The organism is Flavobacterium sp. LC2016-13 (genome assembly GCF_009707955.1).
Taxonomy (GTDB): Bacteria; Bacteroidota; Bacteroidia; order Flavobacteriales; family Flavobacteriaceae; genus Flavobacterium.
On record NZ_WMDQ01000003.1, the window covers coordinates 37,299 to 56,044 of the forward strand.

Sequence of the window (18,746 nt, forward strand, 5' to 3'; positions counted from 1 at the left end):
AATTTTATTTGTCCCACCAGACTTTAGAATTAATATTATCTCCTCCAATCATTTGAATCGCTTCCTCATAATTCTCAGTATTTTTAATCTGCTGATTATCCGGATATGTAAATCTCGAAGGCATAATTCCTCCGTTAAGCATGGCCGTTGTTGTTGGTAATACAGGTAATCCTGTTCTTCTGTATTCAAACCACTGTTGATAATCGGTAAAATAAAGTGCATAATATTTCTGAAGCATTATTCTTTCTAATGTACCATCATATTGTGCCTGCACGTTGTCAAAATAGGTTGCCGGAGTTGTGGCTTTTACCTGTTCGATAGCTGCTTTTACACCTTTTACATAATGACCGGCAGCATCAGCGATAAGACCTCTTTGAGCCAATTCTGCTTTGATAAATTCTACCTCGGCATAAGTCAAAATATAGATTTGCATTGGGTTTGTTGCCTGCACATTCAATAGTGTAGAGGCATTGTATTTAAACTGCGAATCTGCTCCTGCATAACCGCTCGTAATTCCTTTAAAACCAATTGGCGCATTTGTTACCAAAGCTGTAGCTCCTGTTGCAATTATTGCTCTTCTTGGATCTTCGAGCGTATTTAGGTTATCGATAAAAAACGAAGCCATTTTTATGTTTAGGTTAAAATCCTGAGGTCTTCCCCACGGCGAAACGTTTGGAGAAATTCCGGTCACTTTCAATATGGCACATTCAGCCGTAGTTGTAAAAACCGGATAAATTTCAGGATGATCACTCATATTAGCAAGCTTTTCAAAAGCATGAATTTCTGTGCGGTTTGAAACTCTTAACAGCAATCTCATTTTTAATGAATTGGTAAATTTCTTCCATTTAGAAACGTTATTCTGAAATAAAATATCTTCTGCATATATCATCGGTTTACTAACATCATAAAGCGTATTGGCTCTTTCTAAATCTGCCAGAATCGTTTCGTAAATAAACTCTTGTGTATCATACTTTGGATATAAAATACCATCTTCACCACGAACGGCCTCGGTCATAGGAACAGGCCCGAACAGATCCGTAAGATTAGCATAGACCAACGCGTTAAGCGTTAATGCAATAGCTTCATAATTAACGTCTCCGGCTTTAACTGAAGCCATACGCATTTCTCTGATATTAGACAGCCATTTATAATAGTTGTTCCATGCCGAGTTACCAATATTGTTACTCACATCATAACGGTGTAATCCTCCTGTTATACTTGGAAACGGAAGTGAAACCTGCATTAGATTGAAGGTCACATCAACACTTTGAAGTGCATTTTGAGAAGCAACCCCGTAAATAATTGGGTTAAGTAATGTACCCGGACTTATTTCTGAAATAAGATTTGGGTTATCGTTAAGTTCTTCAAAGCCAGCCGAACATGAAATACTCATTCCTGAAAGCAGAAGAATTATTGCTGTAATTTTTATTTTTTTCATTGTTTTATTATAAAGTCAAACTTAAATTAAAACCATAAGTAGCCGGAGACGGCATTTGTCCTGTCTCTACACCTGGCAAAATAGTATCACCGTTTAAAGCTGCGGTTTCCGGATCATAAATAGGGAAATCTGAAATAACAGCCAGATCCCTACCAAAAATTGAAAACTGAACAGACTGAAGTCCTGTATCTTTTAGCCATCTTTTTGGCATATTGTACTGAAGGCTTACTTCTCGCAATTTGGCATAAGTAGCATCAAATGAATTTGATTCGATATTGGCTCTGCGATAATAACGCACATAATAATCGGCTGTGGCTACCTTTTTTGTGTTTGGAGAATAAGATCCGTCAGCATTCTGAATTACACCATCGCCTATAATATAACCGTCTGCCCTACCCATTTCATTTGAATTTAATTTACCCTGTTCAGCAAGTTTGTGGTGTGTCATAGAATAAATCATACCGCCGTACTGTCCATCAATTGTCACATTCATAGTGAAATTTCCAACAGAAAAACTGTTCGTCAGACCCGCTTTCCAGTCCGGACTTGCATCGCCTATATATTGTATTTGTTCCGGGTAAGCAGGTAATCCTGCGCTGTCATAAACAATTTTACCTTCTGGCGATCTTACAAAACCGAATCCATAAATGGCACTTGTAGTTCCGCCCACTTTCGCAATAATAGAAGCCGTTCCACCAGTTCCGATAATCTGCTGACCATCGATTCCTTCCGGAAGTTCCATAACTTTATTCCAATTGCGCGACCAGTTTACATTCGTACTCCATTTAAAATTTGCATTGTCAATAAATTTTCCGCCAAGCGATAATTCAACACCACGATTTTTTACTTTTCCACCGTTTAATACAGCTCCGCTATATCCAGTTGAAAAATCCATTGGTATATCAATAATCTGATTTTTGGTTACACTTTCATAAAATGTAGCATCTGCCGTAAGTCTGTTGTGCAGCATTCTCATTTCAAAACCAGTTTCAAAACTTGTTGTGATTTCCGGTTTAAAATGATCATTATACAAAACCGTTAACGTTTGTGCCGAACTAGGAAAAGCACTTTGTCCGTAATATTTTTGAGTTTTATAAGGTTCTGTATCATTTCCAACCTGAGCAAAAGAAAGCCTGTATTTTAGGTAATCTATTGTTTTAGGTAAATTAACCATTTCTGAAACGATTAAACTTGTATTAACCGACGGATAAAAGAATGAATTATTTGCCACAGGAAGTGTACTCGTCCAGTCATTTCTTCCTGTAATATCAACAAAAAGCGTTTCACCAACAGACATGGAAACTACTCCATATAAACTGTTCATTTTTTTATAGGCATCTCCTAAAGTTAAAATCGGAGCGCTTGAACCGTTTGAAAGTTTATAAACTCCAGGCACAACAAGACCTGTTACTTCTGCCTCTGTTCTTCTGTATTTATAACTCATAGAATTTCCTCCGGCCGAAGCTGCAAGAGAGAACTTTCCGCTAAAATCTTTTTTATAAGAAAGTAAAAAATCTGAATTGATTTCCTGTTTGAATACATCTTGTCTTTCATAAAATCCTTTTGCATATCGGTTGATACTGTAAGGTCTTTTTTGTTCTCTGGTCTGATTGTAGGTATTCATAGAAGAGCGCAGCATTAAATCCAGATTTGGCGAAAGCGTAATATTGGCAGAAAGATTCCCAACAATCTGATCGCTGTCTAATGTATTAGTCGCCTCATAAGCAATCAAATATGGATTATCTATAAAAGAACTGAAAGGATGTAATTGCTGAATTTGTTCTTTTCCTTTTTCCCAAATCGGACGATACCAGTCAAGATCAATATTAGGTTGCTGGAAAATCATAAAATAAGCAATAGATCCATTATTGTATCCTGTAGAAGGCAAATTTTCGCTGTTTCTGGTATTGTAATTTACAGAAGTAGCCAGTTTAATTTTATCCGATACCTGATAATTGGCATTTACTGCTGCTGTAACTCTGTCATAACCAGTGTTAGGCATAATCCATTCGTTTTTTTGATTTCCCAAAGACAAGCGCATAGATCCTTTGTTATCGCCTCCCTGAATCGAAAGATTGTTATTTAATGTCATTCCTGTTCTCCAGAAATCCTTACGGTTGTCTCCGTAAGATTGCCACGGCACTCTTTGAGGAGATTGCCCTTGCAGCGCTGGATCATATTGGTAAAAATTCTGTCCTGTGAAAGCTGGTCCCCACGCACTGCTGGTTCCACTTGTAGAAGTTCCGTCTGCAGAATTTCCATACGAATAATACTGATTACCTTGTGCGTCAGGAGAATTTCCTGTTCCTTGTCCGTATTTATATTGATAATCCGGCCATCTTTGTATTTTATCAAAAGCAGCGCCCGTGCTATAAGAAATACCAAGTCCTTTATTTTTCTTTCCTGATTTTGTAGTAATGATAAGTGCTCCGTTTGCCGCACGACTACCATAAAGTGCCGTTGCTCCTGCACCTTTCAATACTGTTACACTATCAATATCATCAAGATTTAGATCAGAAATTCCGTTACCGTAATCAATAGGAGAATCTTCTCCCATATAAGCGCTTGTAGAACCAGAAGTTGTCATCTCTGCATTTACCGGTACGCCGTCTACAACAATAAGCGCATAATTTCCTTTTGGACTTAGCGATCTGTTTCCTCGAAGGGTAATTTGTTGTGAATTTAATGGGCCTGAACCTGTAGAAATAATACTAAGTCCTGCCACTTTTCCCTTAAGTCCTGATGACCAGTTATTGGATCTGGCTTGCGATAAGCTTTCAGATTTTATGGTTTGTTGCGAGAAACCAAGTTTTTTCTCTTCTCTTTTAATTCCTAAAGCCGTTACAACAACTTCATTAAGCTCGCTTGTGCTTAATTTCATCGTAATTGTGATTGCTGAAGTACTTGTTGCAACTTCCTGAGAAACATAACCCAAATAAGAAACAACAAGAACGGCTGAAGAACCGGATACAGCAAAACTGAAATTTCCTTCCATATCAGTCATAGTACTCGTTTTTGTTCCTTTTTCCAGTATGGTAACGCCCGGCATAGGCATTCCGCTTTCATCCAGTACTTTTCCTCGTACTGACATTTGTACACGCAGATTTTTAGTAACAGTAATCGTGTTGTTGATTTTTCTGAAAGATAATCCTGTTTTGTCTGCTATTTTTGAGAGTACGGCTTCAAGGCTTTCTTTTTCAGCATAAATAGAAATTCGCTGTGAAGTCCCCGATATTTTTTCATCAAAGACAAATGTAAATGTTGTTTTTTGTTCAACTGCCTTAAAAAAATCGGTGATGGTAACATCTCTAAGATTAAGGCTGATTTGTGTATCCTTTATCGACTGCTCTTTGGCAAATCCCAAACAGGACATTAATAATATCATCATTAAGTAAAGATTTTTCATCTTGATATACTTATTGAAAAAAAATTGTAGTTTCGTATTCATTACTATTGGGCTGTGAATTTAATTTATAGTCTGTTTTATAATGCCCGTTTCCGTTGCACCGGAAGCGGGTTTCTATATTATTGGCTTTTGGTCTTTCTTCTTATAACAATATGGTTTTGGGTTATATAATCTATTTTTAGCTGTTTCAAAAAGGCAATACTTTCCAGTACATTTTCAAGTTTTTCTTCTTTAAATTTTCCTGAAATGGTTAGTTTTTGAAGTGCCTGATCTTCAAATGTGATATCGACATTGTACCAATTTTCGATGATTTTTGCCGTTTCGCCCAGAGTTGTATTTTTAAGAATGATGATATTGCTTGTCCATGCAATTCTTTCCATACTGTCTTCTTCAGAAATTTGGAAATCAGAATTTGTTATCAGATCAGCTTCCTGGTTTTTGGTGATTTGTACTTTTTTTCCTGTTGGAGCAGTAACTTCAACCTTTCCGGTAAGAACACTTACTTTGGTTTGTCTGTGATTATAAGAATTGATATCAAATGAAGTTCCAAGTACTTTGACTTTTACGTCATGGGTTTGTACAACAAAAGGTCTGTTTTTATCGTGAAATACTTTAAAATAAGCTTCGCCGCTAAGGCTAATATTTCGGGCTGTTTCAAAATCTTCAGAATAGGTAATACTACTATTGGAGTTTAGTATAACCACACTGCCATCTTCAAGAAAGACTTCTTTTTTTTCTCCTTTGGATGCTATTTGAGTTATTTCTTTTGGTGTAAGTGCAAATTTTGCTACCGAAAAAGAAATTGCAAGTGCCAGAATTAAAATCGCTGCAATTCTTAAGGCTTTTTGGAATCTGAATTTTCCTGATTGCTTGGTTCGCAATTCCTGGAATATCTTACCTAAAATAACTTCGCCTTTTGCATCAGAAATTTGATCTACATGATCTGTTGCATTATTTTGCATCTTATCAAAAAAGGCTTCAACTGCCATTTTTTCTTCAGGTGTGCAAGTACCTTCTGTGTATTTTTTTGCCAGTAGCAAAAGGGTTTCTTTTTTCAAAATGAGTGCTTTTATAGATAAGTCACCAATTTTGTTTTAAACAAGTAGTCGAAATAGCAGGCTTAACGTTTTCTTAAAACAGCGTTATTTTAGTTAACATAAAAGAAAGCGGCCCACCAAAAAAGAAGATAATTATGATGCTCATTTAAACGAAGTTGCTTTAAAGCATTGCTGATATGTTTTTCTATAGTATGAATTGAAAGACTTAGTTTTTCTGCAATTTCTGCATTGGTAAAATGATCCACACGGCTTAACAAAAAAACTTCCCTGCACTTTGGTGTCAATTGATTGATTTGGTCCATTATACCTTTTTCAAACTCAATATATTCAATGTCGTTTATAGTAAAATGTGGTGCAGGAATACTTTCAAGAACATCAAGCTGTTCTTTGTCGAATTTTAAGTTCCTGATTTGATTGGCAATTTTATATTTTACGGCTCTTAAAAGATAAGCTTCCAGATTAAGAATGACTGTATTACCTGAATTTTTCCAAAGACTAATGAAGATCTCCTGAACAATATCTTCACAAACTGCTTCATCTTTATAAATCTTAAAAGCATAAGTGTAAAGTCTTTTCCAGTATCGATTAAAAATAATGGCAAACGCTTCTTGATTTTCCTGAGAAATCAATTTCTGGAGTTCATCATCAGACATTTTCAAAAGATAGTTTTCCATGGATAGATTATAACCACAAATGAAAACTAACAGATAAAAAATACCTAAAAAGTTAATTTAACTTTATGTTAAGTTAATTTTATTTCAAAAGAAATTTCAGTCCTGTATCCCATAATAAACATTCACTATACAGCTATGTTTTATGCAATCTATTATAAAGTACAATTAAACCTCTTTACAACAAAGAAATTCATAATTTATCTGCATATATAAAAATTCTTTCATAAAATTCTTGTCTACCTTGAAATCTTATAATGAAAAACAACTGAAAGCACAATAAACAACTAATAATTAAATAGTTACAAAATCTTTAAAGTAAAAACACGTATTATTACCTGATGCAATCTCATTTGTATTTTTTAATTTCACATTGGAATCTCATTCTGTGTATTTTAATTTGAAACTCAGCAATCTAAAAAAAAATATGCAAGTTTCAATAATAAATTAAATATGTTCTACTATGTAAATAGTAATTTATTAAATATAATATTTTAAAAATTCTCATTAAACTTAAAAGAGAATGAGCAAGAAACATAAAAGAATAAAAAAAATGATTTATCAAGCATACAATTTGATTAATTAAATAAGAAAAAGTAGTATTCTCAATTAAATTTTCTAATAATATATAAATAAGCCAGAACTGCAAATCTTTAACTATAAGTATTTATTAATATAAGATAAAATTAAAATAGCATAACAATTTATTTTGATGAAAACAGATAAATATAAATTAATAGAACTAGCTAAAAATCATCTAAGAGGAGAAAACACAAGTAGTAAAATAACTTTTGATGATTTATATAAGGGTTTAGTACAATATGACCAATTTGGTTATGCTGCAGAAATTTTATTGGCAAAAATTGATGAAAATGAAAAAAAAGGAGAACCAGTATCAATAGATATGTATCATAAGCTGGCAAAGAATATTTATAAAGACACTACATTATCTGGCTATTTTAAATTTGATAAAGCTTTAAATATTTTAAAAACATATTGTAGTTTAGACGATACTGATGATTGCGAAACTCTAGGAATTGCCGGCGCTATCTATAAAAACAAATGGAAATTTAACCATCAGTTTAAAAATTTATTACAGTCCAGAGCATATTATAAAAAGGGATATGAGTTATGGAAAAATAATTATTTGCATCTGTATTCTGAATATACAGCAATAAATTATGCCTATATAAACGAATTAGTTGCTTGTAAAAATTTGGAACAGCTTAAGCTGAAAGAAGAAATAACTGATGAAATAATAAAAAGATTTACTACTTCACAAAATGTGCGGAAAGATATTATAAATAGATATGTTAACGAAAATACTGTATCTCTAAAAAATACTGTTCCTGATAAATGGTTTTATGCCACATTAGCCGAAGCTTATTTTGGAACGAGACAATACGATAATGCCATACATTTTATCAAATTATATATTTCTGAAAATCATGAGAATTGGGAAGTAAAAACATTTGTTCAACAACTTTATCATATTGCAGCATTTCAGGAAACAGAAAAAAAATTTAAGGATCTGCCAGAAGACCATCCGTTTGAAATACAAAAAATAGATACCAAAAAACAGAAAGAGTGTTTTTTGGCATTAGAGAATAATGAAGAGGACAATTTAACAACCTCTGAATTTGAATCTAAAAAAGAAGGCAAAGTCGGAATTGGACTATCGGGAGGAGGATTTAGAGCGGCATTATTTCATATAGGCGTTTTGGCTGGTCTGGCTGAAAAAGACATGCTAAAAGACATCGAAGTAATGTCTTGCGTGTCTGGTGGTTCTATTATTGGTGTATATTATTATTTAAAATTAAAAAATTTACTGGAAACCAAAGATGACGAGCAAATAACCAAATGCGATTATGTAACTATTATTAAAGAAATAGAAATTGAATTTCAGGCTGCTGTTGAAAAAAACCTAAGAGTTCAGGTTTTCTCAAATCTCTTTAAAAATATAAAAATGTACAATGAAAAGAAATATTCCCGTAGTTATCGATTAGGAGAGTTGTATGAAAAATATTTTTATTTGCCATTATTTAATAAGTACCTTGAAAAAAAAGTAACCGCCATTTATATGGGTGATTTATTTATCAATCCGAAAAATGTCATAGGTTTTAATATCTATAATGACAATTGGAAAAGAAAAAACAAAGTTCCTCAATTAATCCTAAATGCTACATCTGCAAATACTGGACATAATTGGCAATTTACAGCATCCTGGATGGGTGAACCACCAACATATATTTCTGATGTTCTTGATGTAAAACCGAGATTACGCAGGATGTATTATCAAAATGCACCCGAAGAATATAAAAAATTTCGATTAGGATATGCTGTTGCAGCTTCTTCTTGTGTTCCGGTTCTTTTTGAGCCTTTATTATTAAGCGGATTATACAAGGATATTGATTTAGAATTAATAGATGGTGGTGTTCATGACAATCAGGGGATTGCTTCTATATTAGAACAAGAGTGCACCTCTATTATTATAAGCGATGGTAGCGCTCAGATGGCCAATAGTTACAAAAGTGTTTCTAATGAGTTATCTCTTTTCTTAAGGGTGGACAGTATCCTCCAAGAACGTGTAAGAGAAATACAATTACTTGATTTAAAATCCCGAAAATATACCGATAGTATCAACCAACTTTATATTGTACACCTAAAAAAAGGATTAGGGCAGCTTCCTGTAAGTTGGATCAATTGTACTGACGTAAATAGAAGAATTCTTCATGATGCTGAAATTGAAGATATCAATGAGTTATTAGATTACGGTTTGATGAAGAAAATTCAGCAACAGCTTTCAGAAATTAGAACAGACTTAGATTCATTTAATGAATTAGAATCTTATGCGTTGATGTTTAGCGGATATCAGCAAACTATTAATGAAGTGGATTATAAATCTGATCATACCCAAGCACAATGGAAGTTTAAAAATATTGAAGCGAGCTGTACACTTCCTGCAAAAGAATCTAGATTAATCAATCAACTTACAGTAAGTAGTTATGTGCCTTTTAAAATTTTGCGCCTGTCTAAACCATTACGTTATATTACTATTTTACTAGGTATTGCCATATCATTATTTTTAGTAATATACTTTTATAACAATTGGGGAAACACAACCCCGGTATTTAGTTTTGGATTTACTTATCGTGAAATAGCCTCGATCGTTCTTTTATTTGTCGTAGCCCTGAACCATAAGTTTGCTAAATACATAAATGTAAAAAGTAGAGTAAAGAAAAATATCTTTTTTATTGCAATCATTTTTACGGGCTTTATATTATCTAATCTTTACTTATTGATATGCAATAATTTATATAATAAACTAGGAAAAATAAAATAAGTTAATTATTAATTTAATTGAGAAATTATTATGAAAATAAATTACACCTCTGTTTAATTTTTAATGCTCAGGCAAATCAAATTAGCGAATTATTTGTAAAACAATTAAATCATACAAAAATGGCCGTAGAAATAGAAAATGCATATAAAACAATCGCCAGACATATTACTTCACCAAGAGGGCAATGTGTTTTGATTTTAGGCCCTGAATTAGCTATTAATAAAGATGGTATTGGTTATAAAACTTATTTTAGAGATATTATGCCAAATAATAGCAAATATTTTGATTTGGAGAATCTTTTTTATTTTAACAATAGTACTGACAGATATTCGATTGTAAATAAAGTACTCGAGTATTATGAAAGTGTTGGAGATCCGGTGCTAATAGAGATGATTTCCAGAATTCCGTTTCCCTTAATTATCAATGTAAATCCAGACAAAGCAATCAACAGAACATACAATTGTAAAGGTATTAATTTTTCAGGTGGTTATTTCACAAAAGACTCTAAGACAATATTTAATTCTATTCCATTACCATCAAAAGAAACACCTGTAATTTACAATATTTTTGGTTCTATAGAAGCAGATCAGTCACTTATACTTAACCATAAAAAACTTTACGAAACAATTCAATATTTATTGCCTAAAAAATCATTGCCCGATAACATAGAATTATTTTTAAATGAAACTGCTAGTAGTTTTATTTTTTTAGGATTTAAATTCGATTCGTGGCAATACCAACTCCTTTGTCATAAACTTATTGTGAATTCCTCTAATAATGATTTGAAAACAAACATCAGTTCTACTAATATTATCGAAAATGAGAATGTTTCAATTATTATGAATGATTCATTCGCTATGAAATTTACGGCAGAAAACCCAATACAATGCATTCATAATATTATTAAATGTTGTGAGCAAATAGATTTGGAAAGTTTACGAACTAGAAATGAAAATAGTGCATACAGCACTTTTATATCCTACGCACGAAAAGACGATAGTAATTTAGAAAGAGAAAACATTGTAAATCTTATTGAAGATAAATTCAAGAACAATGTATGCAACCAAAATAACTTGTTTCAGCTCTTTAGAGATCGAAATGATTTAAAATATGGCGACAGCATCGATTCTTTTATGACTCATATTGGTATCGGAAAATCTGTTATTAGAGTCATTAGTCATAAATACCTCACTTCTATTTATTGTATGATCGAAGCTTATCGCATACACAATTATTCTGATGAAGACAAAAGAATCTTTACAATTATAATGAGCGATGCTGATATCCATTCAACAGATAGTATTTCAAAATATAAAAAATATTGGTTTGATAAATGCCAAATCATTTTAAAAGATCAAACCAAATTATCGAATGGAAATTATGACGATTATGTTAGCATTTATAGATTTATTGACACATTCCTAGCTGAACTTGCCGATCAGATTTATCTTGATTTAGACTATAGCGATATCTATATAAAAGACACAACAATATTGCCACAAGAGTTTATCATAAAAGATTCTAAAAAGCAAAAATTTGAAGAATTTATCCAAGAAGTATGCACTACAATGAAAAAGCAATAATCATGAAAAAAACGTATCGCTATCCGGGTGTAAATTATTTTACCACAAAAGACAGTGCCATTTTTTGTGGAAGAGAAGATGAAATTGATGCTTTTTATACACAAGTAATGTTAAATCGAACTCTTGTTTTACATGCCGATTCTGGAATTGGGAAAAGTTCTCTCATTCAGGCAGGTTTTTTACCTTTTTTAGATGAAAAACAAAATGAATCTGTATTACAAGATCCTAATTTCTCAAAATATTTACCAATTACAATCCGTTTTGATTCTTTAAAAAAAACTGCAAAAAATGAAGACAGACAAATCTCAATTAGTAAAGAAGATTTAATAGAGGATACATTAACAAAAATTAAAAGTGAATTTCCACGATTAAATAAGATTCAACTTCCTTTAAAAAAATACAATCCGGATTCTTTATGGTGGATTGCAAAAAAAATGGCCTCCGAAAAATTAAAATTATTATTAATATTTGATCAATTTGAAGAGATACAAGGTTATCCTCTTGAAACCATAAAATATTTTAAAGAAGAATTAGCAGAACTACTTAATACTGAAATGCCAAAACTAATCTATGAAAATATAAAAGAAGCAGCGTCAGAGATGAGTAGTAATGAAAATGCAAATGAGCAGGAAAAAAATGAGTTAAATAACATTATAAGTTTTTTTGAAAAACCGTTGGATGCCAAAGCCATTTTTATTGTTAGAGAAGATCGGTTAGGTACAATGACTTTACTGGCTGATTATTTTCCAAATATACTTAAAAATGACTTTATATTAAATCCATTATCTTTTCAAAATGCACTCATTGCATTAACCAAACCTGCATTAGTCGCTGGTGACTTCTATTCACCAAAATTTAAGTTTGAATCCGATGAATTAGTCACACACTTAATAAATGAGATTGCAGACAGTCAAACAGGTTTAATTGATCCGATACAAATTCAGATAGTGGCCACCAACATAGAAAAAAATTGCATTGAAAAAACAAAATTGCAACCTAATATTAATGAACCATATATAGTAACCGAAGAAGATATTCCAAATCTGGGAGATATTATAAACGAATTTTACAACAATTGTTGGGATATATTAAAATCAAAACTCGATCTCACTGAAGATCAGTTCGAGAGTAAAAAAAACAAAATTACTGATCTTTTGGTTGTAAATAATCGTAGAGACCTTGTTAATTCTGGGTGGATTATTGAAGCTCAAACTCAGGAAATCGACCAAAAAATAGTAGATGAATTACTCATGACCGGTTTATTACGAGTCGTTCTTTATGGAAGAGAAAAATATTATCAACTATGTCATGACCGGTTTATAAAACCAGTTTCAGAAGACCAGCAAAAACACGAGTTAATCCTAAAAGAAAAAGAAACAGAAAAACTCAAAAGGGATTTAGAAATAGAAAAGAAAGGAGCCTCAGACATAAAAGAACTTTATAGAAAAATTAAAATTAAGAATAAAATTAGCATTGGTATTGCCACTATATGTCTTTTATTATTTGGGCTTGTATTCATATCATATTATAACGTCGAGAAAATGAAAACTAAAAATATAGATTTGTCAAAAATATATGTTAAAAAAAATATAAATAGCGCAGATATTTTAATTGAAGATAAAGATTTTGATGCTGCAAAAGTGTATCTTGAAGAGGCTAAAATATTTTTAAAAAACTCCTTAATAGACTACAAAACAGACACTTTATATTTAGAAATTGAGAAAAAGATAAAAGATATTGATGAAAAATCTAAAAAAAACAAATAGATCATGAAAAATTTACTACGCATAATTTTACTATTTAATCTTACCGCTTATTCTCAAAATATCTCAGATAAAACTAGAGTATTTAAGAGCTACATCTCAGAAGGAGATAGATATATACCAAACAAAATAGATGAAGCAATCAAATCTTATAAGAAGGCAAGAAACTGGGCAATTCAATGGGATATGGCAAATACTTACGTAGATTTAGCAAGAAATAAAATAAATAACGCTGAAAATGATTTAAATAGTTTAAATGAAAGAATTGCATTGGGCGAAATAAAATCTAATGATATGATATTCCCTCGTAAAAAACCGACGATTCCTAAAACGAAAGTGCTATCAAAAATAGAAAAAAAATACAACTCCCTTTTAGAAGAAGCCAAAACGATTTATTCTGATTATGCAAAACTATTATTAGAAAACAACAAATTCACTGAAGCTGAAAAACTATATTCAAAAATTCTAAAATTTGAACCAGATAATACCGATGCAAAGTATAGTCTTTTTAGATTAGAATATAAAGAAGAGCTTGCAAAAACTGAAAAATTAGTAACAACAGAAAATAGTATTTATCAATTATTGCTTTATTTAAATTTTAGTCTGGAAAAAAAAGAGCCTGAATTAGCTAAGAGAATTACTCAAAAGATCTTAAGTGTCGAAGACAATCCTATTACAAGAGATGCTATTTCTAATAGTTACTATAAAAATACAGGTGATAGTCATTTCAAAGAATTGTTTTTATCTGATAATTCTAAAATAGCTGAATACAGAGATTACTATATTTATATAAAAGCTATACCTGGGAACAAGAATATTGATTTTTTAGAATATTATACAAATTTAGTTTCTCTCGATTTAGGATATTTAAAAACAAATCCCGTAGATATATATTTAGCGAAAGAACAAACATCAGAACATTACAATAATTTTGGTTGGTTTAGTTTATTGTGTCAAAAATATGATAATACATTAGAATATTTTAATAAAAGTATTGAGTACAGAAATGATAATAAAACTGCCGAGGGAAACATACCTCACGCATATTTGTTTACAAATCAATTTGAAAAAGCCAAAGAGCTCTATCTAAAACTTAAAGATCTTCAGTTTGATTCTTTTAGTGAATATAAAACTTTTAAAGAAGCTTTTTTAGGTGATTTTAAAGATTTTAGAAAAGCTGGTATTATCAATAATGATATGGATAAAATCCAAGCTTTATTGGAAGAATAAAAGCTAAAACTCTGAAGAGATTTAATTAAAAAATGATTTTAAAATTAACTCACTTTTAGAACGAGCAAAGATTTGTTAAATTAAATTTTAAACTTTATTTTTTTCTAGATTTCATTGATATTAACGATATCTATTCTCGCTCCTTTATTTTTTGCTATATCGATCATATGTGCTGTGCCTCCATTGCCATCTCCTTTTTTCATATCCCATAAAGCAATGAGTGTAATTTTTTTTTCTTTTGTTTGAAAGGCACAATCAAGCATCCATAAATTTACGGCAACCCATGCATCATTTTCAGTGATTTTGCTTCTTTCTAATGGTAGTATATGAACAGGCAATTTATTAATTAATCGATCAAAACGCATCTCCCATGTTTTTCCTGCAAATGAAACTGATTGTTTTTTAAATTCTTCAACAGGGTAAGCAAGATAAATTTCAGATTTTATACCTATTTCTTTACACAATTCATGAAATAATATATCTCCGCCACATGCTCCTCCTGCTATACCAATCAACACTTCGGTTTCTCTCTCTTTTTCTTTTATTAATTGCTTCAAAATCTCAGTTCTTACTAACATTTCTTTACTAGCAGAAAAACGTGGTTCTTTTCTGTCCTCTTTATCAATCATATGTCCTGCAAATAAAATTGTATGTTTCATATGTTGAAGTTCTTATTAAATATGTTATATGAAATTTCTAAAATGATCTTTATTCTTAACCTTATTTTTGTCAAGATGTCTTTCAGAGCTTCAATGCTTAAGTCAGCGCTATGCTTAAAATCAAAACACATAAAATCAATCTAACGATCCAACATTTCCTGTTCTGGTTAATACTCCCCAACTCTGGCTTTCTCCTTTAATCGCTCTTTTTATTGCCCTGAATAAAATGACATACATTAATTGACGGTATACAAATCGTTGCGGAATAAGCCAGATTAGTTTACTTAATTTTTCTTTTTCGAAAATAAAAGCAATCACACTCACCAACATATCAACAAACATAAATACTAGATAATAAATAGCTATTTTATGAAGACTGTCTGTGTCATTATGATTCCAGATTAAGCTTACGATCAGAATTAAATCTGCAAGAGGCGCAAAAATTGGAAGCAGGATTTGAAAAATCAAAACATTCGGCAGCGAAACCATCCCCAAACCTTTATATCTTGGATTAAAACAAGCATCACGATTTTTCCAGAAAGCCTGCATGATACCATAACTCCAACGAAAACGCTGTTTCATAAATTCATTCAAAGTCTCCGGAGCTTCGGTTACCGCTACAGCTTCGACACAATTTACAATTCGGTAATTATTGCGTAAAATCCTGATAGTCAAATCACAATCTTCGGCAAGTGTATCGGTTGTAAAACCTCCCGCAATTTCGATCGCTTCTTTTCTAAAAGCGCCAATAGCTCCAGGTACAACCGTAATTCCGTTAATTAAATCAAAAGCCCTTCTGTCAAAATTTTGTGCCGTAGTATATTCAATACTTTGCCATTTGGCCAGCATCGTATTCTCGTTTCCTACTTTTACATTTCCTGCAACGGCACCCACTTGTTCATTGTTTTTAAACTGCAAAGTAAAACACTTCATTAATTGCGAAAGAGCATCAGTTTTAAGTTGTGTATCAGCATCAATACAAATTACAAAATCACTTTGGGTTATTGCAATTCCGTGATTAAGCGCAGAGGCTTTACCTCCATTTACTTTTGTGTGCACTTTTATAATATCGTGGTTTTTAAATGCTGCATCAACTTTATTATAGGTGCTGTCTTTTGAACCGTCATCTACAAAAATAATATCAAAATTAGGATAATCTTGTCGGAGCAAATTATGAAGCGTTTTTACAGCATTTACTTCTTCATTATAAGCAGGCACAATAATGCTGACTTTTGGGTGAATATTTCCCGTTGTATTATAATGTAGTGGATGTTTATAGTCTTTCCATTTTTTCAGAAAAGCCATAATTGCCATCAGTAAAATACGGAAGAATCCTAACAGAATTGCGATCCAGAAAACTGCAGTTATAAAATGACCAAACCAATATCCTAAGTTAAAAATTATATTGTCAATCGTCATCAAACTGCCTTTAGCTTCAGGCATGATATCGTTTTTACTTTTTCCTAATAACTTAGAAACTGTTGTAAACTGAACTCCCTTGTCTTTAAAATATTTTATAATTCTTGGCAAAGCTTCTACGGTTGCTTCTCTGTTTCCGCCGGCATCATGAAGCAGGATAATTCCTTTGCTTGGGTCAGCTTCATATTCTCTTACAACTCTCGCGTAAACACTATCTGCAATAACACCTTTTTCCCAATCATTAGGATCAATGCTTTCTCCAACGGTATAATAATTTTGGGCTTTGCTCAGCGCAACAGGTCTTAGCTCAGCTTCTGTTGTTGGTTCGGCATCAGCGTTGTACGGAGCTCTAAAAAGCACTGTACTTCTTCCTGTAACAGCTTCTATTAATAACCGTGTAGTTTCCATTTCGGCAGAAGCCCGTTCTTTACTTACGATTGCAATATTAGGATGCGTAAAAGTATGGTTTCCTATTTCATGTCCTTCACTATAAATTCGCTGCAAAAGCGGAATATTATTTTCTCCCTGAAGTCCCACAACAAAAAAAGCGGCATGAATTTTTTCACGTTTTAAAATATCCAAAATTTGTGGCGTGTACGTTGGATCCGGACCGTCATCAAAAGTTAACAGAACTTCATTATGTACATTTCCAAACTTACTTATCACATATTTTGTTGGCAACTCTACATATTTTTCTTCTGTAATTATAGATTCGTTAGCATCTGTTTGAAGGTTGATTTTTCCCGGTTGAGGATCTGTCAATACATTCAGAATTTCTCCTTCACCAATATAATCCGGTGTTGAAAAACTCATGTGTACTTTTTCTAATGTTTTAAAATCAAATGCTGTTTTGTCAATGCTTTCGTTCGTTAAACTTCTATTATAAAAATGCCATAATCTGCCATCTTCGCTGCCTAATCTCCATAAAGCAGTTCCGGCCGTTCCATATTCATCTGCAAACCGAATGGTATTAAAATTAGTCGCCGCATCCGTAAAATAAACCTGATGCTTCTTCCCTCTTCCATCCGTATAATTAAAGGAATTATTATAACTGTTGTTGTTAAAAATTATATTTGCCCCGTATTGTTTTGCCAGTGATAATGCTTCATCATACGTTACGGTTACGGCTTCTTTGCCTACTTCCCAATCGTAACCATAACCGGCAAAACAAAGAATAATTTTGTTCGACGGAATTTCTTTTGCAATCTGATCCAAAATTCTTTCTATCCATTTCTGACTGCTTATTGCGCCGGGAACACTACCGCTATAATGTTCATCATAGGCCATAAGAAACATATAATCATTATATTTTGACAATGCTTTTATATTAAAATCTTCGTCATTTGCCATAATATCCTGCGTAACGATAAATCCCATGGCATGCAATTTATCGTAAAGTTCCTTCTGAAAAGCAATTATGGGTTCGTCACTGCTTTCTTTAAATTCTTCAAAATCAATATTAATTCCCTGAAGATTGTATTTTTTAAGGTTTTTGACAATATCATTAATCAGTCTTTCTCTTTTTGCTTCGTCGTGCAATATGCGATGAATCAAATCACCATCAAACTCCCCTTCTCCCTTAGAATCGTTGATATTATTGATAAGAGGAACAATTTTTATACCCGATTTTTTCATGATTTTTAATGCTGCAGTATCTATTTCTGTACGCAGCAAATCTGTTTTTGGGTCTATAAAAAACCATTCGGGAATAACCATATTGAGCTTGTCAACATTTTTTTGAAGTGAGAACAAACTTTGCGGATCCCAATCGACATAAAAAGCCGCACGAACTTGAGGAAAATCAATTGCCTGATTTTGTTTTTTTAGCTTTTCTATCTTTGCCTTAGATCTCAAAAAACTATCGAAACCTTTATATTTTCTAAGTTCCTTAGGCGTAAGTTCTGCCGGATTGATTGGGTTTACTAAATTTTGTGCCGAAGTATCATTCCCTAATATTGGCAAAGAAGGTTTTAGACCTCTGTGAAGTGTAATAATAAAAACAGGAATCAGCATAAGGATGAGAAAAATGATCAATCTGGTTGACCATTGAAAAGTTCTCCAGCGTAATTTTGTTTCAGTCTGAAATACTTGCTTTTTGTGATCCATAGTTTTTCATTTGATGCATAAATATACGTTATTTTTTGATTCTGTTGATTCTCAAAAAATATAACACATA

The 18,746-nt window shown here is 32.1% G+C and carries 10 protein-coding genes; 4 read left to right on the top strand and 6 right to left on the bottom strand.

Annotated elements, in window-relative coordinates; genetic code table 11:
- Positions 1 to 4 precede the first annotated feature (4 nt).
- The 4 genes from GKZ86_RS07415 to GKZ86_RS07430 all read right to left on the bottom strand — a co-directional run bounded on the left by GKZ86_RS07415 (position 5) and on the right by GKZ86_RS07430 (position 6,576).
- Positions 5 to 1,438, bottom strand: coding sequence for a SusD/RagB family nutrient-binding outer membrane lipoprotein (locus GKZ86_RS07415; RefSeq protein WP_154782477.1), 1,434 nt, complete (start codon positions 1,436 to 1,438; stop codon positions 5 to 7).
- A 7-nt stretch (positions 1,439 to 1,445) separates the two neighbouring features.
- Positions 1,446 to 4,826 carry a SusC/RagA family TonB-linked outer membrane protein gene (locus GKZ86_RS07420; protein WP_230328242.1) on the bottom strand — a complete coding sequence of 1,127 codons (3,381 nt, stop codon included), beginning with the start codon at positions 4,824 to 4,826 and terminating at the stop codon, positions 1,446 to 1,448.
- Positions 4,827 to 4,963: 137 nt separating this feature from the next.
- Complete coding sequence (locus tag GKZ86_RS07425) at positions 4,964 to 5,902, bottom strand: FecR family protein (RefSeq protein ID WP_154782479.1); 939 nt, start codon at positions 5,900 to 5,902, stop codon at positions 4,964 to 4,966.
- 89 nt (positions 5,903 to 5,991) lie between these two features.
- Entirely contained in the window at positions 5,992 to 6,576 is a 585-nt protein-coding gene (locus GKZ86_RS07430) for an RNA polymerase sigma factor (protein WP_154782480.1), read from the bottom strand.
- A 709-nt stretch (positions 6,577 to 7,285) separates the two neighbouring features.
- Between GKZ86_RS07430 and GKZ86_RS07435 the strand changes: the two genes are divergently transcribed.
- The 4 genes from GKZ86_RS07435 to GKZ86_RS07450 all read left to right on the top strand — a co-directional run bounded on the left by GKZ86_RS07435 (position 7,286) and on the right by GKZ86_RS07450 (position 14,492).
- A complete protein-coding gene (locus GKZ86_RS07435) occupies positions 7,286 to 9,916 on the top strand; it encodes a patatin-like phospholipase family protein (protein ID WP_154782481.1) in 2,631 nt (876 codons plus the stop codon).
- Positions 9,917 to 10,035: 119 nt separating this feature from the next.
- The gene (locus tag GKZ86_RS07440; protein ID WP_154782482.1) at positions 10,036 to 11,499 is read left to right on the top strand and encodes a toll/interleukin-1 receptor domain-containing protein; all 1,464 of its coding nucleotides are present in this window, start codon (positions 10,036 to 10,038) and stop codon (positions 11,497 to 11,499) included.
- A 2-nt stretch (positions 11,500 to 11,501) separates the two neighbouring features.
- Positions 11,502 to 13,265 (top strand): hypothetical protein, encoded by a 1,764-nt coding sequence (locus GKZ86_RS07445; RefSeq protein WP_154782483.1) that lies wholly within the window; start codon positions 11,502 to 11,504, stop codon positions 13,263 to 13,265.
- A 3-nt stretch (positions 13,266 to 13,268) separates the two neighbouring features.
- A complete protein-coding gene (locus GKZ86_RS07450; protein WP_154782484.1) occupies positions 13,269 to 14,492 on the top strand; it encodes a hypothetical protein in 1,224 nt (407 codons plus the stop codon).
- 104 nt (positions 14,493 to 14,596) lie between these two features.
- Here GKZ86_RS07450 and GKZ86_RS07455 read toward each other — a convergent pair whose 3' ends face one another.
- Positions 14,597 to 15,151: a hypothetical protein gene (locus GKZ86_RS07455; protein WP_154782485.1), complete on the bottom strand. Its 555-nt coding sequence runs from the start codon at positions 15,149 to 15,151 to the stop codon at positions 14,597 to 14,599.
- 135 nt (positions 15,152 to 15,286) lie between these two features.
- Positions 15,287 to 18,676: a glycosyltransferase gene (locus GKZ86_RS07460; RefSeq protein ID WP_154782486.1), complete on the bottom strand. Its 3,390-nt coding sequence runs from the start codon at positions 18,674 to 18,676 to the stop codon at positions 15,287 to 15,289.
- Between the last annotated feature and the right edge of the window lie 70 nt (positions 18,677 to 18,746).

What these genes read in the sequence shown, in the direction of transcription:
- GKZ86_RS07430 (WP_154782480.1), bottom strand. Translation starts at nt 6,576, where the DNA reads ATGGAAAACTATCTTTTGAAAATGTCTGATGATGAACTCCAGAAATTG.
- GKZ86_RS07450 (WP_154782484.1), top strand. Translation starts at nt 13,269, where the DNA reads ATGAAAAATTTACTACGCATAATTTTACTATTTAATCTTACCGCTTAT.
- GKZ86_RS07445 (WP_154782483.1), top strand. Translation starts at nt 11,502, where the DNA reads ATGAAAAAAACGTATCGCTATCCGGGTGTAAATTATTTTACCACAAAA.
- GKZ86_RS07440 (WP_154782482.1), top strand. Translation starts at nt 10,036, where the DNA reads ATGGCCGTAGAAATAGAAAATGCATATAAAACAATCGCCAGACATATT.
- GKZ86_RS07415 (WP_154782477.1), bottom strand. Translation starts at nt 1,438, where the DNA reads ATGAAAAAAATAAAAATTACAGCAATAATTCTTCTGCTTTCAGGAATG.
- GKZ86_RS07420 (WP_230328242.1), bottom strand. Translation starts at nt 4,826, where the DNA reads ATGATGATATTATTAATGTCCTGTTTGGGATTTGCCAAAGAGCAGTCG.
- GKZ86_RS07460 (WP_154782486.1), bottom strand. Translation starts at nt 18,676, where the DNA reads ATGGATCACAAAAAGCAAGTATTTCAGACTGAAACAAAATTACGCTGG.
- GKZ86_RS07435 (WP_154782481.1), top strand. Translation starts at nt 7,286, where the DNA reads ATGAAAACAGATAAATATAAATTAATAGAACTAGCTAAAAATCATCTA.
- GKZ86_RS07455 (WP_154782485.1), bottom strand. Translation starts at nt 15,151, where the DNA reads ATGAAACATACAATTTTATTTGCAGGACATATGATTGATAAAGAGGAC.